Origin of the sequence: Paractinoplanes maris, from assembly GCF_023544465.1 — a bacterium.
Taxonomy (GTDB): domain Bacteria; phylum Actinomycetota; class Actinomycetes; order Mycobacteriales; family Micromonosporaceae; genus Actinoplanes; species Actinoplanes maris.
Genome location: NZ_JALPVL010000020.1, coordinates 94,041 through 114,733, shown reverse-complemented (window position 1 = coordinate 114,733; position 20,693 = coordinate 94,041). Strand labels below are relative to the sequence as shown.

The following is a 20,693-nucleotide window of genomic DNA, read 5'->3' as shown; positions in this document are numbered from 1 at the left end:
GCCACCCGGTCAGCATAGGCGAGGCCGGCTCCCCGAGGATCTCCCGCTCGCCCCGAGGGTCTGGTTGAGTGAGCGGGAGATCCCGAACCGAGGAGGCTGTCATGACAAATCACGTCTACCGGCTCAGCGAGGTCGTCGGAAGCAGTCCGACCAGCATCGACGACGCCATCCGCACGGCTGTCAAAAAAGCGTCCCAGACCGTACGGAACATCGAGTGGTTCGAGGCGCAGGAGATCCGCGGCCAGGTGGTCGACGGCGATGTCGCCCACTACCAGGTCCGGCTGAAGATCGGCTTCCGGGTCGAGGACTGAGGGCGGCGCTCAGACCGCCGGCAACGGCTCCGCTTCGATCGGTGGATGCCTGCGCGCGAGCCACGCCTGCTGACCCAGGGCGAAGAGGTTCTGCGTCGTCCAGTAGAGGATGACGCCGATCGGCAGGATGACGCCCGAGATCAGCAGGGAGACCGGAACGCCGTAGGTCATCAGGCGCCGGACCAGACGCTGCATCGGATCGTCGGCCGGCGGGCTGCCGGCCATCGACAGCCGGGTGGTCAGGAACGTGGTCGCCACCATGGCCGCGATCAGCACGCCGGCCACGACCATGGCGGCGCCACCGCCACTGAAGCTGGAGGCGAGCGGCGCGCCCAGCAGCAACGCGTGCGAGGCGTCGTGGAACTGCGCGGCCGTCCAGCCGTAGAGCGTCTGGGTGGCCGGGTCGGTGATCGTCGGCCGCAGGTGGCGCAGCACGTGGAACAGCGCCAGGAACACGGGGATCTGCACGATCAAAGGCACAAAGCTCGCGTACGGGCTGACCCGCTCCCGTCGGTAGACCGCGCTCACGGCGGTGCCGAGCGCCACCGTGTCACCCTGGTGCTTGTCGCGCAGGGCCCGGATCTCGGGTTGCAGACGCTGCATCGCCCGCTGTGAGCGGTATTGCCGGACGTAGAGGGGCAGCAGAGCCACCCGGACGGTCACCACGAGGAAGACGATGCCGAGCACCCACGACCAGTGGGTGCCCAGCGATTCGGGGGCGCCCACCAGGGCCTCCCAGACGGACTGCCAGAAGAGAAGAAGCGCGGAGATGCCGGAGTAGAAAATGGACACGACGGGACCCTTCGATGCGGGCGGACAGGCTGCATCGACGGCCGTGCTGAGGTCAGGCGGCCGCCACGGGCCGCGCGGTGGGTCCTCTCGGGCGGGTCCGGCCCGGGGCGTCGGGGTCGCGATGACGGGGCACGCCGGCCCGGTCGGCTCGCTGCTTGAAGCCGCGGCCGGCGGACTCCGCGCGGGCCGGGCCACGACGGACGACGAGCATCAGCCCGGCCGCCAGGACGGCGATCAGCACCAGGCCGGTGAGCCCGGACGGCCCGGCCTCGGTCAGCATGCTGACCAGGAACCAGATCGCGTCGAGCCACGTCATGCCGACCAAGGTACATCCGTATGACAAGGCCGATATGGACCTCATTCACCTCCGGCTTCCTATGCTGATCCCCATGTATCGACGTGTAGCGATCTCCGCTGTCGCGCTCCTCGCCCTCACGATCACCCTCGTGCGGGCTCCCTCCAGCTCGGCCGCGGCCACGCTGACGGTCGCCCAGGCGATCAGCGGCCAGAGCGGCACGGGCACGGTCCGCGGCTACGTCGTGGGCGAGCCGACCGCCACCTCCACGGTCCGGACCAGCACCTTCACCGGCGACACGGCGATCGCCCTGGCCGACAGCAGCGGCGAGACGGCCACCGGCCGGATGCTCTACGTGCAGGTGACCAGCTCGTACCGGTCGTCGTTCGGGCTGCGCACCAACCCCGGCCTGCTCGGCGACCCGATCACCGTCACCGGCACGCTGACCGCCTACTTCACCCATCCGGGCCTCAAGTCGCCGACCGCGATGACGGCCGGGGGCACGACGCCGCCGACCACCGTGCCCACCACGCCACCGCCGTCGTCCGACTACTACGCGGCCGCGGCCGGCAAGAGCGGTGAGCAGCTCAAGACCGCGCTGCACACGATCATCTCGCGGGGCGTGACCACCCTGTCGTACGACGCGGTGTGGAACGCGCTGAAGGCCACCGACCAGGATCCGTCGAACTCGGCCAACGTCATCCTGCTGTACTCGGGCACGAGCCGGTCCAAGACGCTCAACGGCGGCAACAGCGGCAACTGGAACCGCGAGCACGTCTGGGCCAAGTCGCACGGCGACTTCGGCACCAGCGCTGGCCCCGGCACCGACCTGCACCACCTGCGTCCCGAGGACGTGGGGGTCAACTCACTGCGCGACAACAAGGACTTCGACAACGGCGGCTCGGCGGTGGCGAGCGCGCCCGGCAACTTCACCGACGGTGACTCGTGGGAGCCGCGCAACGCCGTCAAGGGCGACGTGGCCCGCATGATCTTCTACATGGCGGTCCGGTACGAGGGCGGCGACTCCTGGCCCGACCTCGAGGTCGACAACGCCACCGGCAGCGGCACGGCTCCGCGCATCGGCCGGGTCTCGGCGCTGCTGCAGTGGAGTGCCCAGGACCCGCCGGACGCCTTCGAGCGCAACCGCAACCAGGTCATCTACGCGAGCTACCAGCACAACCGCAACCCGTTCATCGACCACCCCGAATGGGCGTCATCGGTCTTCGGCTGAGGTCCCGTCCCGGGCGGGTTTGTCGTCATCCCGCCCGGGTGAGGCGCGGGCGCCGCGGTGCGCGGACCATCACCGGCGTCCGCCCATCCGATTCGCCCCGTTGGGGGAAACATGTCCGATGACAATTACCTCCGCCCGTTCCGGCTCGACATCCCGGACGAGAAGATCGACGATCTGCACCGCCGGGTCGCGGCGACCCGCTGGCCCGGCCGCGAGCTGGTGCCCGACCGCTCCCAGGGCGTGCAGCTGGAGACGGTTCAGGAGCTGGCCCGCTTCTGGACCGACGACCACGACTGGCGCGCGTTCGAGACCCGGCTCAACGCCCTGCCACAGTTCACGATCGAGATCGACGGCGTCGACATCCACTACCTCCACGTGCGGTCGCGGCACGAGGGCGCCCTCCCGCTGATCATGACGCACGGCTGGCCGGGCTCGGTCGTCGAGCTGCTCGGCGCGGTCGGCCCGCTCACCGACCCGGCCCGGGCCGAGGATGCGTTCCACCTGGTCATCCCGTCGCTGCCCGGCTACGGTCTCTCGGCCACGCCGACCGAGCTGGGCTGGGAGAACGGCCGCATCGCCCGCGCGTGGGGCGAGCTGATGAGCCGCCTGGGGTATTCGCGCTACGTCGCCCAGGGTGGCGATGTCGGAGCCGCGGTCACCGACGCGATGGGCCGGCTGGCTCCCGACGGCTTGCTGGGCATCCACGTCAACCTGCTGGCCGGGGCGATCGGCATCAAGGACAAGCTGCCCGCGCAGTCCGGGCCGGAGCGGGTGGCGCACGACAAGCTGGCCGCGTTCACCACCGACGGCTTCGGCTACTTCCTGGAGCAGTCGACCCGGCCGCAGACGATCGGCTACTCGCTGCTGGACTCCCCGGTCGGATTGGCCGCGTGGATGCTCGACCACGACACCGACAGCTACTACAAGATGGCCGGGGCCTTCGTCGACAAGCAGCCGAGTGGCGGGCTCACCCGCGAGAGCATCGTCGACAACATCACGCTGTACTGGCTGACCGGCACCGGGGCCTCGGCCGCCCGCTGGTATTGGGAGTTCGGCCGCTTCCTGGCCGCGGCCGGCGCCTCCGGCCACGCTCCCCCACCGGTGCGGGTGCCGGTGGCCTTCACGACCTTCCCCGACGAGATCTGGGCCGCGCCCCGCAGCTGGGTCGAGTCGGTCTATCCCGGCCTGGCCTACTTCAACGAGGCCGACCGGGGCGGGCACTTCGCGGCCTGGGAGGAGCCGGAGCTGTTCGCCCAGGAGGTGCGGGCCGCCTTCCGCCCGCTGAGGGCGTGAGCCGGCAACTCACTCCCCGGCTGGGCCGCTCGTGCCGTTGATGAGTTGCCCCTGGCGGTGCAGGTGGCGTTCCAGCGCGGCGTGGTAGTCCGCGGCGAATCGGGTCAGCTCGTCGATGTCGCGCACGGCGTCCGCCTGCCCGGCGGCCAGGTCGGCGGCGGACTCGTCCTGGTGGCGGTGCGACTTCTGGTCGATGGCGTCGACCGTGCGCCGGGCGTCGTCGAGCGTGCGGCCGGCCCGCTCGTGGGCCTCGTCGAGCAGCTGCCGGGACTTCTCCTGGGCCTCGCGCACATAGGTGTCGGCGGTTCGCTGCACCGTCGCCAGGACCGGCCCCATCGGCACCTCGTCGCGAACCGGTTTCGGGGTGGCGGCGCTCCGGTGGGCCTCGTCGAGCTGACGGCGGGTGAGACCGGCGTTGCGCCGGGCCCGGTCGCAGGCCTGCTGGGCGCGGTGGAGCTCGGCGGTCGCCGCGGACAGCTCGGCTGCGGTCGGGCCGAGCGGGATGATCGCCGTTTCCATCGGCTGCGCGGCGCCGATGTTGCTGCGCAGCGCCTCGTTCTCCTCCAGCAGCCGGATCATCTCGTGGGTGACGTCGTCCAGGAGCATGTCGACGTCGTCCTCGTCGTAGCCACGCCGGCCGAGAGAGGCCTTCCCGAACTCTGTGTTGTGGATGTCGGCTGGTGTCAGGCGCATCGTGCTCCTCGGGTCGCCCTGGTGGGCGCGATCGGACGGTCTGCGGTCGGGGCCCGGCTGCCGCCCGTCGTCGCTGGGCGAAGTGCTGGAGCAAGCCCACTGTACGCGCCGTGCGCAGCACCCGCCGCCGACCGACGGGCCGTGCTGGACCCGTTACTGGTGGTGTATCAGCTCGTCCAGTCGATCTGCGGGGAGGGGTAGAAGCCGACACCGCGGGCGGTCCAGCGGGGGCCGTAGGCGCCGAGCCTGGTCCGGAACGACTCCCAGTCGCGGGACGGGGACCAGCCGAGCTCGGCGATCGCGGCCAGGCGCGGGAACGCCATGAACTCGATGTCCTCGATGCTGCGCAACGTCTCGGACCACAGCGGGGCCTCGACGCCCAGGACGGCGCTCTCCGGCACACCGGTCACGTGGGTGCCGGGGTCCCAGTCGTACGCGGTCCGGACCTCGATGTAGCCCGCCCAGCTCAACCCCAGCCGGGTCGACGGGTCGTACTTCATGTCGAGATAGGTGAGGTTGGCCGGTGACATGATCACCTTGGTGCCGGCCGCGACGGCGGCGGCCAGGGTCGGGTTGGTCGTGCTGCTGCTCCAGTTCTGGGCCACCGCCGTGTGACTGGCCGGCGCCTTGGTGATCTCGTTCCACCCGTACGCCTGCTTGCCGTACTTGGCGACCAGCGGGATGACCCGCTGCTGGAAAGCGATGTAGTCGGCCTCGCTGGTGGCGTGGGCCTCGTCGCCGCCGATGTGGAGGAACGGCCCCGGGGTCAGCGCGGCCAGCTCCCGGATGACGTCCTCGACGAAGCGGTAGGTGGTCTCCTGACCGATGCACAGCGAGCTGTAGCCCACCGCCGTGTCGGTGCGGGGCGGCGGCGCGACCCCGTCACAGGTCAGCTCGGGATAGGCCACCTGCGCGGCGTTGACGTGACCGGGCATGTCGATCTCGGGCACGATCGTCACGTACCGCGCGGCCGCGTAGCGCACCAGCTCGCGGTAGTCGGCCTTGGTCAGGAAGCCGCCGCCCACGCCGTCGACCCCGGTGCCGGACGCGCCGCCGACACTGGTCAGCCGGGGCCACGAGTCGATCTGGATCCGCCAGCCCTGGTCGTCCGAGAGATGCAGGTGCAGATAGTTGACCTTGAACTGGCTGATCTCGTCGATGTAGCGCTTGACCTCGGCCGGCGTGTGGAAGTGGCGGGCCAGGTCGAGGAAGGCGCCGCGATAGGCGAACCGCGGCTGGTCGGCGATCTCGCCGCCGGCGACCGTGAAGGGCGCGCGCAGCGGCAACAGCTGGCGCAGCGTCTGCACGCCGTTGAAGAGCCCGGCGTTGCCACCCGATCGGATCGTGATGCCCGACCGCGAGACGCTCAGCCGGTAGCCCTCCGGAGCGGTGCGCCCGGCCGCGAGCGTGATCGCCGGGGCGTGGGCCGGAGCGTGCCGGACGATGGCCGGACGATGGCCGGTGGCGGTGTGCACCGCCTCGGCCAGCCGGTCGGCCACGGCGCGCGCGGACTGCGGGGCCTCGATGACCGTACGGGCGGTGAGCCGGAAGGCCGACCCGTGCGCCCGGACCTCGACCGGCGCCGGGATCACACTTCCCAGCGCGACGGCCGGCGGCGCCGCAGCGGCCTGGGCCGACGCCGCGGAGACGAGACTGAGCGTCAACGCACAGGCGAGAATGGCAGCAAGTCGAGTCCGCATCACCCGACCGTACATACGCGGTCATCGATTTGTGAAGAAGGTTTCGGGAACCCGCCCGAGGCTCGGCGGTGTCGAGGAGACATGAGAACCGTCGTGGCCGGGGCTGTGGCTCTGGCGCTGCTGGCCGGCTGCACCGCATCGAATGAGACGCCGCCCGCCCCCTGCGGGTCACCGGTGCGCACCGACGCCCTTCCCGAGTGGGCCCGGGCCGGCTTCAGCGGTGACGGCGCCGGCGTCCCGCACGTTCTCGGGGCCAACGGCGACCTCCTCGCCGTGGTTTTCGGCTCGCCCCTGAGCAGCCCGCCCTCACCGGGCCGCAACAACAAGATCCTGTGGGTCTCCCGCCAACCGGTCGACGGCGACCCGCTCGTCATCACCGCGAAGCTCGACGGCACCGGGGACCAGGCCGAACAGCAGATTGCCGGTGGCCCCGGTCCCTCCATCGTCGATCTCCCCCGACCCGGGTGCTGGCGTCTCGATCTGACCTGGTCCGGGTTCACCGACAGCATGGATCTCGTCTACCAGGCCGGCTGAGGCCCCCGTTTATCCGGCCCCCGATCGGGAATGCACCACGGTCGTGACGGACGACCGAGAACATCAGCGGAATCTGGTCGTCATCGGCGGTTCCGCCGGTGCGATCGAGGTGCTGCAGGGCATCGTGGGCGACCTGCCCGCCGATCTGCCCGCGGCCGTTCTCATCGTCATCCACACCGCGGCCCACGACTCCAGCGGCCTCGTCCGCGTACTCGACCGCTGCGGTCCGCTGCCGGTGACCGTCGCCGAGCATGAGGCGCCGCTGATGCCCGGCAACATCTACGTCGCCGTGCCCGGCCGTCATCTGCTCGTCCGGGCCGGGAAGATGCTGGTCAGCGGCGCGCCGAAGCAGAACCGCGCCCGGCCCTCGGTCGACGCGTTGTTCCGTAGCGCCGCGCGCTGGCGCGGGCCGCGCACCGTCGCCGTTCAGCTCTCCGGCAGCATGGACGACGGCGCGGTCGGCCTGGCCGCTGTGGAAGCGGCCGGCGGCGCCTGCATCGTGCAGGATCCCGCCGACGCCCTGCACCCGAGCATGCCGCGGGCCGCCCTGGCCGTCGTCCCGCACGCCGAAATGCTGCCGGCCAAAAGCATCGCGTTCGGCATCCAGGCGCTCGTGTCCGAGAGAGTCGAGTCGATCTCGTTCACGCCGGACGCCGATCTCGTCAAGGAGACCGACATGGCCGAGAACTACCCCCAGCACATCGATCCCGAGAGCCAGCCCGGCAAACCGGCCGGCCTGAGCTGCCCCGACTGCACGGGTGGCATGAACGTCGTCGAGACGGGCGGAGTGGTGCACTACACGTGCCACATCGGGCACATCTGGTCGCTGCAGAGCCTGCTGGCGGCCCAGCAGGACAAGGTCGAGGAAGCACTGTGGACGGCGCTGAGCATCCTGGACGAGCAGGCGGCGGTCTACGAGACCTTGGCCCAGCGGCAGAGCGGCGACTTCCCCGGCATCGCGGAGCACCATCAACGGGCCGCGGCCACCGAGATCCGCAAGGCCGCCGAAGTGATCCGCAAGCACTTCCCCGACATCGTGCTCGACCGTTGAGCCTTAGCCAGCGTTCAGTGTGGAAAGTGGCGATGGCCCTGAAACCACGCGAAACGCCAGCGGCAAAACACCATTAACCCTCCCTTAAAGGCTTATCAGCGATGCGCAGATAGCACCAAGCCGACGGCCTGGACAGGAATGAAGGTTGCTGACAGCCGGGTCACGACAGACGATGTCCCCTAGGGGAGGTCGCTATGTCAGTGAGCTCGGACACCGCGAAGCACGACCAGGTGGTCTACTACCCCGGTCCTGCCATCGTCGTCACCAACGTCAACATCCTGACCCCCGAGGGCCGCTATCGGGTCCGTGACCTGACGCTCGTGGACGTGCGGTATTTCCGCAATCCACGACGGATGGAACTGACCGCGTGGCATGAGGGCCGCCGCACGATCCTGTACACCTCGCACAGCCGGCGTGTCTTCGAACAGGTCCGGCGAGCCGTGGTGCGCGCCGTCGAGGTCAACCGCCGGCCGGCGCCCTGAGCTCAGCCGGTGCGCATCCCGTCGCGGATCGACCGGATCAGCTGCAGGGCCCGGTCGCCCGTCCGCCCGTAGTCGAGCAGGTCCTGGAAGAGAGCGGAGTGCCGCTCGGTCGAGGCGCGGTCGTCCAGAAGGGAGTCGGCGCCGGCCGCGCCCTCGACGAACAGGACCTCGGCGTGACTGTTGCCGGCGAATCGCAGAAGCTCGAACGAGCCGCCGATCCCCGAGTGCCGCTCCAGGTCGCTCGGAGTCACGCCGAACGTGAACTTGTTGCCGTCCTCGGCCAGTGTCAGCAGGTGGTCGAGCTGGCGGGCCATGACGTCGCGCCCGCCGATCGGGCGCCGGAGCACCGACTCGTCGATCACCGCGATCACCCGTGGACCGTCCGGGCCGTCCAGCCGCTCGAAAAGCGCCTGCTGCCGGTCCATCCGCAGATCGACGCGAGCCTGCACCGGCTCGTCGTTCGGATCGGCCCGCAGCGTGAGCGCGGTGACCGCACGCGCATAGTCCTTGATCTGCAATAGGCCGGGAATGAAGAGCACTTGCCAGGTCTGAATGACCGAGGCCTCGTTCTCGAATGCCACGAAGCTGGCATAGGCGCCGGTCAGGCGATATTGGCTGTACCACTGGCGCGACCGCGACGTGCGCGCCAAGCGTGACAATTCCAATACGACGTGCTCGTCATTCACGCCGTAATGGCCCAGCAACGCGCGAACCTCCAAGGGCTGGATCGTCACATCGCCCTTTTCAATTCTGGTCAGCTTGGAGACGGACCAGTCCATCGTCCGGGCCACCTCGGCCACGGACTTGCGCGCATCATCACGTAAGGCACGGAGGCGTTGCGCGACGCTTGCGCGCGCCACCTTCGGCCCGAGCGCCGTGGCGGGCACGCCCGACTGATCCGATGCCTCCGGCACGCTCCACACCACCCTCCGAGGGCTTCAATCTGCATTTTGCAGGTGGCCGAACCCAAGCCGCCAAACCCTACCGCATCACGGGAATGACGTGCCATCCTCACTGCCGCCGACGGCCATTCAGGGCATCCGAATGCCTCAATCTCAGGTACTGTCAGTGATTGGTCAGCTCCGATGTGGTGGTTTGGCCACCGACGCAGCCGGGCCGCGCCGCTGCGCCGAATCGCTGCCCATGTGACGTGACCTTTCGGCTCCATGGGCCATTGTTCCGTTTGCAGGAGGCACCGTGAACGACCCGACCGAGCCTGGATGGCACACGAGCAGAAGAAGCGCCGGTGGCAACTGCGTGGAGATCAAGAAGGAGGGTGACCAGGTCCTGATGCGCGATTCCAAGGACCGCTCCGGCCCCGTTCTCGCCTTCGATCTCGAGGCGTTCCGCGGGCTCGTCGCCGACCTGAAAGAAGATCAGCTCTCCCCGGACGGGGAGCCGGCCCCCGTCAAACGTTGATGAGCTTGGCCATCAGCGTGCGCGCGTCCTCACCCGTGGCGGCGACACTCATCAGCCGCCCGACCATCTCCCGGTAGAGGGCGACCCGGTCGGGGTCGCCCTCCAGGACGCTGTCACCCTCGGCCCCCTCGAAGAAGACCAGGCTGTCGTCCGCCAGGTCGTGCACCTCGAACGGCCCGGCGAGACCCTCGTGCTGGCCGTGCTCCAGCGGGATCACGCCGATGTGGACCGTCGGCTTGCGGGAGAGCTCGATGAGGTGCTCGATCTGCCGGCGCTTGACCGGCCCGGCGACCCCGCGCCGCAACACCGACTCGTCGAGCACGACGTGCACCTGCGGCGCGGCGTCGCTCTCGAGCCGCTCCAGGAACGCGGCGTGGCGCGCCCTGCGGACCTCCACGCGCCCCACGACCTCGGCATCCGTGGCCGGCAGGCCGGAGAAGCCGCAGATCACTTCCTGGGCATAGTCCGGCTCCTGCAGCGGGCCCGGGACAAAAAGGGGCGAATTGGCGAAGATCTCTCGCGCGTCGTTCTCCACTTCACGAAGCCGCCGGAAAGCGACCGAGTTCGGGACGTCGAAGATCTTGGCCATGCCTGCCTCTCCCATCTGGGGATGCTAACGCCTGGGTGCGAACCGCAATCTGCAAAACGCTACTTTATCAATGCAGATGGAGATAACCCGGTTCACGCGTCAACTGTACAGGAGACAAGGCCCGATCCGGTACGGGCCCGGACTGTCCGGCGGACCCGTACCGGAAGAAGACCTAGGCCTTGGGCGGCGTGACCTTGACCGTCATCACCGGGACCACGCCGGCGATCTGGGTCTTCACCTCGAGCTTGACGCCGGCCCCGGCCACCTTGACCGAGTTCTGCGGGTTGGCCGCGTTCCAGTAGGCCAGCGGGTCGGAGTCGTCGAAGACCGGCTTGGCCGGCTGCCGCGGCAGCGAGACGGCGGTGCCGTTGCGGTGGAACGTCACCGGGTCGGTCTTCTGCAGGCCGAACGTGGCGTCGAAGGGCTGGCGCCGGTTACCGAGCAGGACACCGTCCGGGAAGACGATCGGCGCCGGGCGGGCGTCGACCGGCAGGGTCAGACCGGTGCCGGGGTGGCGGCTGGTGTTGTTGTTACCGGCGGCCGGGTTGACATACCAGACGAGCAGACCGTCCTGGTACGGGAATCGCTCCGCCCAGTCCGGCCGGGTGTCCTGCCAGCCCCAGTTGTACGGCCCGGTCTTGAGCACCTCGTCGTAACCGGTGTAGCTACGGTATTCGGCGGCGTAGTAGGAGCCGTCGGCCAGCGGCACCACGACAGCCTCGGGCAGCAGATCACTCTGTCCGTTGGCGGCCGATCCCAGTGTCACGTACTTGCTCTTGCCGGGATCGACGGTCACGAAGTTCGACCAGCCGAGGAAGATCTTCTCCCACGCGCCCATGTAGCCGGGCGTCGAGCCGATCGTGGGGGCGCCGCGGTTCAGCCAGGAACCGCCGGACATCAGGGTCCAGAAGCCGGTGCCGTTGTCGCCGCCGGCCGTGTCGTACAGGTCGGGCAGGCCCAGGTCGTGCCCGTACTCGTGGGCGAAGACGCCGAGGCCGCCGTTCTCCGGCTCGGTCGTGTAGTCGCCGATCCAGAAGCCGGTGTCGCCGATCGGCACTCCCCCGGCCAGGTTGCCGTCGGGTCCGGTGCTGCCCTCGTCGTCGGCGAACGCGTACCAGCGGTGCGACCAGATCGCGTCCTCACCCTGCGCGCCGCCGCCGGCCTCCTCGCCCTCACCGGCGTGGATGGCCTGGAAGTGGTCGATGTAGCCGTCCGGCTCGTTGAAGTCGCCGTCCTTGTCGTGGTCGTCGCGGTCCCAGACGTCGAACGTCTTGAGGTACGCCTTGATCTGCTCCGGCGTCTTGCCCGCCGCGACCTGCGACTGGTACCAGGAGGCGGCGCTGTCCTTGATGTAGTTCCAGTAGCCGTCCTCCTCGGCGATCTCGTTGCTGCCGTACCGCGCCTCGTTGAACGGCAGCTGCACCCAGTCGGCGACGTCGCCGCCGACCGTGTAGCGGCCGCCCGACTGCTTGTAGTAGAAGTTCGCCATCGACTCCTTGTTCTTGGCGAACAGCAGCTCCTTGTAGTAAGCGGGACTGAAGTCCGACCGCCAGATCGTCGTGTTGTCGTTCGTCCGCTCGGGGGCGGCGATCTTGTTGTGCTGCGGGCCCGGTGTGCCGCCGGCCGCCGGGTAGGTGGCGTCGCCGAACTCGACCAGGAAGGTGAGCACCGGGTCGGTCTTGGTCTCCTTCTTGCGGTACTCGACGAACTTGCCCTGGCCGAGCTTGATCACCTCGGAACCCGTACGCTTCTCGCTCTTCACCGTGCCGGCGATGAGCTTGGCCAGCGCCTCGGTGCGCTCGGCTTCCCGCTGCTCACCGAGCGGGTGGGGCAGGTTGTCCTCGCCGAGCGACGCGGTTGGTTCCGTGTCGGCCGAGCGGGTCGCGACGTCGCCGGGTGCGGCGCTCGCGGGCATGGCCGCGAGACCGGTCACCAGCGCGAACGCGGAGACGGCGGCCAGCACGACGGTGCTCTGTTTCCTCAAGGGGTGTGCTCCTCTGCAGAGATGTCTCGCTGATCTCATACCTTTCTATGTATCGATGCAAGACCTCACGCTGTGGCACCCGGTACCTACTGTGGGTCGTCCACTCAGTACTGAGAGGGGTGTCGATGCGGTTCCGGCAGTTGCTGCGTTCGCTCCTGAGCGGGGACGTCCTGCTCCGGCTGGCCGCGGTCGCCCTGGCCACGGCGATTCTGGGCCGCGCCCTGCTGTCCGGATCACCCGGCTGGCAGGCGGTCGCGCTCGTGCTGAGCGGGACGGCCGTGCTGTGGGGGGTGCTCTGGACCGTCGAGCGGATGCGCACGCTGATGTCCGATCCGGTGGCCGAACCCGAGCCCGAACCGGAGCCGGAAACGGAACCGGAGCTCTCGGCGCCGCGATCCCGCCTGGCCGAGTTCCTGACCGTGAGCTCCCGGCCCGGGCAGGTGGCCGCGCTCGCCCTGCTGGTGCTGATCGTGCACGCCGCGATCACCGGCTACGTCGGGGTCGGCACCATCGTGGTCGCGATCGGGCTGGCCGTGGTGACCGTGCTGCTCACCGCCGACCTCAAGCTGGTCGGCTTACTGGGCGGCATCGCCGTGGTCTTCGCGCTGGCCACCGTCGTGATCGCCGACATCTTCGCGGGCAGTTCCGAGGCGCGGGCACTGGGCATCTCGGTCGCCGCCATCGTGCTGCCCATCGTGATCTCCGACAAGCTGGTCGGCGTGGTCAAGGGGCCGGATCTGAAACCCGCGCACCACGCCGTGCTGGCCGTGCTGACCCTGTTCCTCAGCTTCCTCGGTTGGACCCGCGACGAGTGGCTGCCCGGCGTGGTCAACAACTGCTACACGCTGCCCACCTCGACCGGGATCACGACGCTGCGGGCCACCGCGGACGGCCGCTGCTACGGCCTGATCGACAGCGCCGACGCGGGTGTGTTCGCCGCGTCGGCCTTCGGCAAGGACCCGATCACCACCGAGCTGCAGCGCCGCATCCTCGACACCAACGAGCCGCTGAAGCCGGGCGACCTGACCGTCGTGTGGCTGGGCGCGCTCTCCTGCGAGCCGCTGAAGGGCGACCCGGCGAAGTGCGCCGACGGCCGCGACTATCCCTCCGAGCGCGATCAGCTGCGCGCCTTCCTGTACGCCCAGTCGCACATCGGCGCGACCACGAAGCACCGGGTGCACGTGGTGGTCGCCGACGCCGGGCAGGACGTGGCGCACGCCGACGACGTCGCCTCGATGATCGTCAAGCGCCGGCCCGCGCTGGGCGACCGGGTGGTCGTGATCGGCGGTGGCGACAGCCGCGACGTCACCCAGCGCGCGATCAACCGCCTGCTCGGGGCCGGCATCCCGGTCATCGCCCCCAACCTGCTGGCCGACCTGGGCGCACCGGGCGAGAAGTTCGTCGACAAGCCCGGCTATCTGCAGCTCGCGCCGTGGAACATGGACTACGCGGCGGACGCGGCGAAACGGCTGGCCCACGCCTATCCGGACGGCTACCGGCTGGACATCTACCAGCAGCCCAACCCGACCGACCAGTACACGACGTCACTGGTCAACGACCTGCTGGCGGCGGTCAAGGCCAAGCCTGGCTCGACCGCCCGGCACGTGCCCGCGCTGGACCGGATCGACGACTCCATCTGTGAGTCCGACCGGGGCAAGCCGCCGGCGGTGGTGTATTTCGCCGACCGGTGGACCCGCTTCTCGGAGTTCGTGCAGCGGATCAACGACGTCTGCGGACACTCCCGGCCCCGGCTGGTGATCGCCGACGTGTCGGTGAGCCGCTTCATGGCGAACTACCAGCTGAGGGCGGTCAGCAACGCGGACTGGGCGGTCAACTACAACGTCGGCGGCCCCGGCTGCGCCGATCTCACCGAGCAGGCGTACGGGACTCTGACCCGGCAGATCGAGAAGTTCGGCGACCTCGTCGAGCTCAAGGGACCGTTCGCCTGCGCCGACCGCGCGGACAACATCTCCGACGGGCAGCTGCCCAACGCGTGCCCGCTCGACGCCGCGGCCAAGCTGACCAGCCAGCCCTGCGACGCGAACGACCTCGGCACCTATCTGATCCCGGCCTGGGACGCGGTGCTGCTGGCCGACGCCCTGCTGCCCGCCCGGCCCGGCCCGGGCGACTACCTGAGGAACCTGAGCCTGCCGGAGTTCACCCTCTCGACCGGCAAGGTGGCCCGAGTGGTACGCGGCGACCTGCACCGGCCGACCATCGACGTCCGCATGTGGCACGGCAAACCGCTCAACGACCCGCGCACCATCTGGGAGCTGCCGACCACCGAGCTCCGGCTCCCCGACGACCCGAAGCCCGGCAGCCGGCCCAGCACGCCGACCGACTGAGCTCCGACGGCTGACCTTGCGGGGCTGTTCAGCGGGGAGGGTTGCTCCCTGGACTCCCGGAATGAGCGGCTTCGTGCCTCATCCGGCGCGCCGCTACGACTACATCCTCGCCCCCGACGTGGCCGCCGCCATCACCTCGGGCCGGCACGGATGGGCCGTCCGCGCTCACGGTCCGAGGTCGCCGCCTTTTTCGACCGCCTCGAACCGGTCACGCCGGGCGTCGTCCCGCTCCCCGAGTGGCGCGACGAGACCGAGGCCTCGCCACGCCCTCCGGCCGACGAGGTGTCGATGTACGCCGGCGTCGCCCGTAAGCGCTAATCCACCACCTCCAGGGCCGGGCGGTCCCAGTCGGCCAGGTCGGCGGCGGCCCGGTAGGTCGAGCGCAGGAACTCGGTGAGGACCGCATCGGGGTCAGCGGCGTCGGCGACTGTCTCGTAAGGCAGCACACACTCCTGCAGCGCTTTGTCGTAGAACGCGGACGTGCGCTCGGCATAACCGGGCGGCTCCGGGTAGGCGTACGCGTAGAAGGCGCCCTCCGCCCCGCCCCCGGGCCAGAATCCGAAGCTGGCGAGCTCGTGCGAATAGCCCTCCCGCATCACCCAGGGCGGGCAGTTGGGCGCGCCGCCCGGGTGCGGCGGGGCGATCCGGCCGGAGAACCGGGTGTAGGCCAGATCCATCGCGCCCCAGAAGAAGTGGACCGGGCTGGCCTTGCCGACGAACTCGGAGCGGAACCGGCCCAGCACCCGCTCAGCCTGCAACAGCTGACGCCAGAACTGTTGTGCCGCCTGGCCGTCGTACGTCTTGTGCTCGTGGTCGTCGGCGAACGGGATCGCGGACTCGACCTCGTTGGGCACCGGGTGGATCGCCGGCTCGAGACCGAGTGCGGCCAGCGCCTCCAACGTCTCGGCGTAGAAGGTGGCCACGGATTTGGGTTCGAGGGTGATGTCGCGGGAGCCGCCGTCGCTGGTGCGCAGGTGCAGCTGGTGCTCGAGGAAGTCGAACTCGATGTCGAACACACCGCCGCCGTGCGGCACAGCGGAAGTGCTCAGACCGCGCGCGGTGGGATAGAGCGTGACGTGCCACCAGTGGTTGACCGCCGGCGCATACGCCATGCGCACCTTGCCGACGATCTGCGTCCACATGTGCAAGGTGTCGCGCGTGTCGGCCCAGTCGGCCACACGCAGCCGGGGCCACGGATGGGTGATCGCGTTGTCCATCGCTCAAGACTGCCAGGCCCGGGCGCCGAGCGGGCAGACCTGTGGACAGCGAAAAGGTGACGTGCGGGGCCTGTGGACAACGCCCACCCCGCTCCTGGAACAAGTCATAAGGTTCGCCTGCCCCGGGAGGGAGGGGGTTAGGGATGGCCGGGAGGGAGGGGGTCAGGGATGGCCGGGAGGGAGGGGGTCAGGGATGGCCGGGAGGGAAGGGATTAGGGATGGCGGGTCAGCGGGACGTGGCGGCTGGATCGGCCGGCGGTGCGGGTGCGGGTGGGTGGTTGCGTTCCAGGGCGGCGCCCTCGACATCGACGTCGGGCAGGATGCGGTCGAGCCAGCCGGGGATCCACCAGGCCGAGCGGCCGAGCAGGTGCATCACCGCGGGGATCAGCAGCATGCGGACGAGGAAGGCGTCGGCCAGCACGCCGAACGCCAGGCCGAAGCCGAGCGATCGGATGATCGCGGAATTGGAGAAGATGAAGCCGCCGAACACCGAGATCATGATGATGGCCGCGGCGATGACCACCGTGCGGCCCGCGCGGACGCCCTGGCGGACGGCTACCCGGGGCGAGGCGCCGTGGGCGTACGCCTCGCGCATGCCCGACACCAGGAAGAGCTGGTAGTCCATGGCCAGCCCGAACAGGATGCCGATCAGGATGGTCGGCAGGAAGCTGAGCACCGGGCCGGGGTCGTGCACGCCGAAGACCGCGCCCAGCCAGCCCCACTGGAAGATCGCGGTCAGCCCGCCGAACGTGGCGAACAGCGACAGGATGAAGCCGAGCGTCGCGGTGACCGGCACCAGGATCGACCGGAAGACGAAGATCATGATGATCAGCGAGAGCCCGACGACCAGCCCGAGATAACCGGGCAACGCGTCCGACAACTGCTCCGAGATGTCGATGTTGCCGCTGGCGCTGCCGGCCACGCCCAGCGTCACGTCGCCGTCGCCGCCGAGCGGGGACAGCGCCCGCAGATCCCGGACGAGTTGTTCCGTCGACGAACTGGACGGGCCCTGGGCCGGGACGACCTGGAAGGCCAGCAGCGTCCCGTCCGACGACTGCCCGATCGGCGCGACGGCGGTGACGTCGTTCTGCTTCAGCAGCGCGCCGCCGATCCGGACCTGCTCGGCGATCAGCCGGTCCTCGGTGATCGGGGCGGGCAGGCCGGCCACGACGAGCAGCGGCCCGTTGACGCCCGCACCGAACTTCTCCTCGATCAGCGTGTACGCCTGGTACTGGGTCGAGTCCTCGGCCTCGGACGAGCCGTCGGGCAGCCCCAGCCGCATCGACAGGGCCGGGATGGCGATGATCACCAGCGCGGCCAGTCCGGCGATCACGGTGATGATCGCGCGCCCCGTGCCCATGGGCTGGGCCGAGGACTGGGCGTGCCGCGTGTGCCCGAGGGCTGCCCGCGCCCGGCGGCTGAGGATCCGCGGGCCGAGCAGCGACAGCAGCGCCGGCGTCAGGGTGATCGCGATGATCACCGCCACGGCGACGCAGATCGCCCCGACCGTGCCCATCAGGCCGAGGAACCCGATGCCGGTGACGTTCAGGGCCAGCAGCGCGACCAGCACGGTCGATCCGGCGAAGACGACCGCGTTGCCGGAGGTGCCGTTGGCCAGGCCGATCGACTCGTGCAGCTGCACACCGTCGAGCAACTGGCGGCGGTGCCGGTTGAGGATGAACAGGCAGTAGTCGATGCCGACCGCGAGCCCGAGCATCACGCCCAGCACCGGCGTGATCGAGAGCATGTCGACGACGCCGGACAGCGCCAGCGACGCGGTGACGCCGATGCCGACGCCGGCCAGCGCGCTGACGATGGGCAGCGCGGCCGCGATGAGGGTGCCGAGCATGACCATCAGCGTGATCCCGGCGATGATCACGCCGACGACCTCGCCCACGCCCAGGATCTCGGGGACGCTCTGGGTGATCTCGTTGGAGAAGTCGACCTCGACGCCGGCGGGCACACCCGCGCTGACGTGGTCGACGACGCCTTGCTTGGTCTCGGGGGTGACGTCGAGCTGCGCCGCGGTGAAGACGACGGGTGCGATGGCGGTGGTGTTGTCGCGCGACACCGTACGGATCTCGGACGACATCGCCAGCAGCTGTGCCGACAGGTCGAGCTGGGTGCTCTGCGCGTCCAGCTCGGCCTTCCTGGTGTCGAGCGCCTGCTGCTGGGCCGCGCGCTGGGCGGCCGGCTGGGTGGCGAGCTGCTGCTGCGCCTGCTCGATCTGCGTCCGGCCGGAGGCCAGCTGCCGCCGGCCGGCTTCCAGCTTCGCGGTCTGCTCGGTGAGCTGCTGCTGGGTCGCGAACGGGTCATTGGTGGCGGCCACGCCGTCGAGCTGCTTGGTTGTCTCGAGCAGGCGGCCGATCGCCGTCCGCTGCCCGGCCGTGAAGGCCGACCCGCCGCTGGTGTGGAAGACCAGCGAGCCGGTGCCGCCGCTGGCGCTCGGGAACTTCCCGGCCAGCTGGTCGGTGACCTTCGCGGTGGCGGTGCCGGGGATGGTCACCTGCGACGACAGGGCAGCACCGAACGCGAAGTAGGCGCCGACGGACAGCCCCAGCACCACGATCCAGGCGATGACCACGGTCCAGGCCCGCCGGGCGCAGGCGCGGCCCAGGCGGTAGAGCAGCTCAGCCATGGTTCCGTTCTTTCCGGTAGCCGGATCGGATGGTTTCGATGAGCCGGTCGAGCAGCTCGTCCCACAGGGCGCGGGCCGGGCCGTCGGTGGCGGCGCCGGTGGCCGCCAGCCAGTGCTGGGCGATCACTTCGGTGCCGTGCATGAGCGAGCTGACCAGCAGTTCGGCCTCGAGGGGGTCACGATCGGCGTTGCGCTCGGCCAGCTCGCGGGCGAGGTCGGCCGTCGTCCGGGAGAACGTGGCCTGAAAGATCTGCTGGGGCCGCGGGTCGTCGGCGCTGAAGCCGCCCAGGGCCTGCCAGAGGAACGCGATGGTGCTGGGCACGTCGGTCGCCCGCAGCGCCGCCGACACGGCCTCGAACATCGAGGTGCGGTCGCCCGGCCCGATCGGTGTGGCCGACACCAGCTCGCGGAAGTTGTCGATGACCGCGCCCAGCATCTCGGTGCAGGCCGTGGTGACCACGTCGTCGATCGAGGCGAAGTGGTTGAAGATCGTGCGCCGGGAGACGTCGGCCCGGGCGGCGAGCTGATCGACGCTGAACCGCGCCGGGCCGCCCTCGTCGATGAGCGCCCGGGCCGCGTCGAGGATCGCCCGCCGGTGCCGGGCCTTGAGCGCCGCCCGCCGATCGGGCTGATCAATGTTGATCACCACAGTAGTTACACTAAATGCACCGTTGCACTTAGTGCAAACTGTCAGTCGCGCACCGCATCGCCCGAGCGGATCAGCGCCCACACGATCTTGCCGGCGAGCAGCGGGGTGGCACCCCAGTGCGTGGCCGTCGCGGCCACGATCCGCAGGCCGCGGCCCGACCCCGGGCGCATGACCGTGCTGCTCACGGCCGGCCGCTCGGGGCATCGAGGCATGTCGGTACTGCCGTCCTGGACGGCGATGCGCAGGTAGCGGCCGGTGTGCACCACGGTCAGGTCGAACTCGGACCTCGCGTGCACGATCGCGTTGGCCACCAGCTCGTTGGCGACCAGCCGGGCCGGGCCGTACAGCTCCCCCGCGCCCCAGGTCAGGCAGGCCTCGCCGGTCACGGTGCGGGCGATGGCGGCACTGCCCGGGTCGGGCAGCAGGTGCCGGCGCACCCAGCGGGGCACGTTCGCGTGCACGGCGATCATCGCGTGCGACCGGTCCTCGTACAGCGCCACATAGGTGCGGAAAGTTTCCAGGCCTTCCCGTACGCCGGGAGCAGCCGCACACAGCAGCACGGGCACACCCCAGTGCAGCTGGGCGTCGTGCGTGATGGTCGCGAACACGCTCAGCACCGCGTCGTCGTCGTGGCCGAGCCCGGCCAGGTCCACGATCACGGCCGGCGGGCACTCGGCGGCGGCCTTGGCGATCGCCGTGCCGACCTCGGGAACAGTGCCGGGCGACAGTGCGCCGTCGAGGCGTACGGTCGTGACCCCGCTGTCCAGATTCCGGTCGATCACAGTCTTCAGCATTCGCAGCCCTCTGCTCGCACCCTCCCTGCCGATAGCGCCATTCACGTAACGCCCGCGCCCCATCCCGGCGCAATCCCTGGTCGTACGCCTATCGCCCGTTAGGCGGATGCTCCGCGCACCAGGAAACGCTGGACGGCGGCGGTCCAGTTCGCGCGCGCCTCGTCGTTCTCCGCGGGGCCGGGCAGGCCGATCTGAGTGGCCACGATGGAGGCGGTGCCGTGGGGCTTGGGTTCGCTGGTGACAACGACGGAGGAGCCGTCGGCGACCTTGGCCCGCCAGGTGATCCGCCGGTCGGTTCCGCTGACTTTCGGATCACCGACGATCAAGGCCGACACGAACGCGTCCTCCCGCGCGAACAGCGTCCAGGCGTCCATGAGTTCCCGCATGCCGAGCTTCGTCGCCTTGCTGACACTCATCTGGAACGTGCCGTCGGGGCGCTGGCCGGGGATGCGCCGCCCGATGAACTGCTCGTAGGCGACGGTCACGGCCTGGGTCCACCAGCCCAGCGGCTCGACGCCGGCACCCTCGAGCTCGTAATACACCTTGAGCGCGATCTGCTTGTGGTCGAGATCCCGGGCGCCGATGCCGTCCATGAACGCCAGCCACTCGTCCCACGACCGCTTCGTCGCCCGCTCGACCGGCTTGATGCGCGAGTTCGCCGTCATGGCCGCCACCT

General features: G+C 69.8%; 21 protein-coding genes. 9 read left to right on the top strand and 12 right to left on the bottom strand.

Annotated features, from left to right (window positions below; all coding sequences use genetic code 11):
* Positions 1-101: 101 nt before the first annotated feature.
* The gene (locus NAG42_RS42950; RefSeq protein WP_250038306.1) at positions 102-311 is read left to right on the top strand and encodes a dodecin; all 210 of its coding nucleotides are present in this window, start codon (positions 102-104) and stop codon (positions 309-311) included.
* Positions 312-320: 9 nt separating this feature from the next.
* On the opposite strand, the gene yidC is transcribed toward NAG42_RS42950, so the two are convergent.
* Positions 321-1,103, bottom strand: a complete 783-nt coding sequence (gene yidC / locus NAG42_RS42945) for a membrane protein insertase YidC (RefSeq protein ID WP_250038305.1) — start codon at positions 1,101-1,103, stop codon at positions 321-323.
* Positions 1,104-1,155: 52 nt separating this feature from the next.
* Positions 1,156-1,419 (bottom strand): DUF6412 domain-containing protein, encoded by a 264-nt coding sequence (locus tag NAG42_RS42940; protein WP_250038304.1) that lies wholly within the window; start codon positions 1,417-1,419, stop codon positions 1,156-1,158.
* 73 nt (positions 1,420-1,492) lie between these two features.
* On the opposite strand from NAG42_RS42940, the gene NAG42_RS42935 reads away from it, so the two are divergent.
* Both NAG42_RS42935 and NAG42_RS42930 read left to right on the top strand, forming a co-directional pair.
* Positions 1,493-2,629, top strand: coding sequence for an endonuclease (locus tag NAG42_RS42935; protein WP_250038303.1), 1,137 nt, complete (start codon positions 1,493-1,495; stop codon positions 2,627-2,629).
* A 111-nt stretch (positions 2,630-2,740) separates the two neighbouring features.
* A complete protein-coding gene (locus NAG42_RS42930; protein WP_250038302.1) occupies positions 2,741-3,922 on the top strand; it encodes an epoxide hydrolase family protein in 1,182 nt (393 codons plus the stop codon).
* A gap of 9 nt (positions 3,923-3,931) precedes the next feature.
* Here the strand turns inward: NAG42_RS42930 and NAG42_RS42925 are convergent, their stop codons facing one another.
* Entirely contained in the window at positions 3,932-4,615 is a 684-nt protein-coding gene (locus tag NAG42_RS42925) for a DivIVA domain-containing protein (protein ID WP_250038301.1), read from the bottom strand.
* Positions 4,616-4,782: 167 nt separating this feature from the next.
* Positions 4,783-6,315, bottom strand: a complete 1,533-nt coding sequence (locus tag NAG42_RS42920; RefSeq protein ID WP_250038300.1) for a beta-N-acetylhexosaminidase — start codon at positions 6,313-6,315, stop codon at positions 4,783-4,785.
* A gap of 81 nt (positions 6,316-6,396) precedes the next feature.
* Here NAG42_RS42920 and NAG42_RS42915 point away from each other — a divergent pair, with 81 nt between their 5' ends.
* The 3 genes from NAG42_RS42915 (at position 6,397) to NAG42_RS42905 (ending at position 8,382) form a co-directional block, all read left to right on the top strand.
* The gene (locus NAG42_RS42915; RefSeq protein ID WP_250038299.1) at positions 6,397-6,849 is read left to right on the top strand and encodes a hypothetical protein; all 453 of its coding nucleotides are present in this window, start codon (positions 6,397-6,399) and stop codon (positions 6,847-6,849) included.
* A 43-nt stretch (positions 6,850-6,892) separates the two neighbouring features.
* Positions 6,893-7,900, top strand: coding sequence for a chemotaxis protein CheB (locus tag NAG42_RS42910; RefSeq protein WP_250038298.1), 1,008 nt, complete (start codon positions 6,893-6,895; stop codon positions 7,898-7,900).
* Positions 7,901-8,094: 194 nt separating this feature from the next.
* Positions 8,095-8,382, top strand: a complete 288-nt coding sequence (locus NAG42_RS42905) for a DUF6232 family protein (protein WP_250038297.1) — start codon at positions 8,095-8,097, stop codon at positions 8,380-8,382.
* Between the two features lie 2 nt (positions 8,383-8,384).
* Here NAG42_RS42905 and NAG42_RS42900 read toward each other — a convergent pair whose 3' ends face one another.
* Positions 8,385-9,296, bottom strand: a complete 912-nt coding sequence (locus NAG42_RS42900; RefSeq protein ID WP_250038296.1) for a helix-turn-helix domain-containing protein — start codon at positions 9,294-9,296, stop codon at positions 8,385-8,387.
* A gap of 283 nt (positions 9,297-9,579) precedes the next feature.
* On the opposite strand from NAG42_RS42900, the gene NAG42_RS42895 reads away from it, so the two are divergent.
* Positions 9,580-9,801 carry a DUF397 domain-containing protein gene (locus NAG42_RS42895; RefSeq protein ID WP_308201258.1) on the top strand — a complete coding sequence of 74 codons (222 nt, stop codon included), beginning with the start codon at positions 9,580-9,582 and terminating at the stop codon, positions 9,799-9,801.
* Here the strand turns inward: NAG42_RS42895 and NAG42_RS42890 are convergent.
* Entirely contained in the window at positions 9,791-10,405 is a 615-nt protein-coding gene (locus tag NAG42_RS42890) for a DUF5753 domain-containing protein (protein ID WP_250038295.1), read from the bottom strand. The genes NAG42_RS42895 and NAG42_RS42890 overlap by 11 nt on opposite strands.
* A 157-nt stretch (positions 10,406-10,562) precedes the next feature.
* Complete coding sequence (locus NAG42_RS42885) at positions 10,563-12,374, bottom strand: immune inhibitor A domain-containing protein (protein ID WP_250038294.1); 1,812 nt, start codon at positions 12,372-12,374, stop codon at positions 10,563-10,565.
* Positions 12,375-12,499: 125 nt separating this feature from the next.
* On the opposite strand from NAG42_RS42885, the gene NAG42_RS42880 reads away from it, so the two are divergent.
* Entirely contained in the window at positions 12,500-14,719 is a 2,220-nt protein-coding gene (locus tag NAG42_RS42880; RefSeq protein WP_250038293.1) for a hypothetical protein, read from the top strand.
* Between the two features lie 150 nt (positions 14,720-14,869).
* Positions 14,870-15,037, top strand: a complete 168-nt coding sequence (locus NAG42_RS42875) for an SAM-dependent methyltransferase (RefSeq protein WP_250038292.1) — start codon at positions 14,870-14,872, stop codon at positions 15,035-15,037.
* On the opposite strand, the gene NAG42_RS42870 is transcribed toward NAG42_RS42875, so the two are convergent.
* The 5 genes from NAG42_RS42870 to NAG42_RS42850 form a co-directional block, all read right to left on the bottom strand.
* A complete protein-coding gene (locus NAG42_RS42870; protein WP_250038291.1) occupies positions 15,034-15,936 on the bottom strand; it encodes a DUF5996 family protein in 903 nt (300 codons plus the stop codon). The two genes, NAG42_RS42875 and NAG42_RS42870, sit on opposite strands and share 4 nt — an antisense overlap.
* A gap of 226 nt (positions 15,937-16,162) precedes the next feature.
* Positions 16,163-18,574, bottom strand: coding sequence for an MMPL family transporter (locus NAG42_RS42865; RefSeq protein ID WP_250038290.1), 2,412 nt, complete (start codon positions 18,572-18,574; stop codon positions 16,163-16,165).
* Positions 18,567-19,223, bottom strand: coding sequence for a TetR/AcrR family transcriptional regulator (locus NAG42_RS42860; protein WP_250038289.1), 657 nt, complete (start codon positions 19,221-19,223; stop codon positions 18,567-18,569). Before NAG42_RS42860 ends, NAG42_RS42865 begins: the two co-directional genes overlap by 8 nt.
* 41 nt (positions 19,224-19,264) lie before the next feature.
* On the bottom strand, positions 19,265-20,017 hold the full coding sequence (locus NAG42_RS42855) for an STAS domain-containing protein (RefSeq protein ID WP_250038288.1): 753 nt from the start codon (positions 20,015-20,017) through the stop codon (positions 19,265-19,267).
* A 98-nt stretch (positions 20,018-20,115) separates the two neighbouring features.
* Positions 20,116-20,682 carry a hypothetical protein gene (locus NAG42_RS42850; protein WP_250038287.1) on the bottom strand — a complete coding sequence of 189 codons (567 nt, stop codon included), beginning with the start codon at positions 20,680-20,682 and terminating at the stop codon, positions 20,116-20,118.
* Positions 20,683-20,693 lie beyond the last annotated feature (11 nt).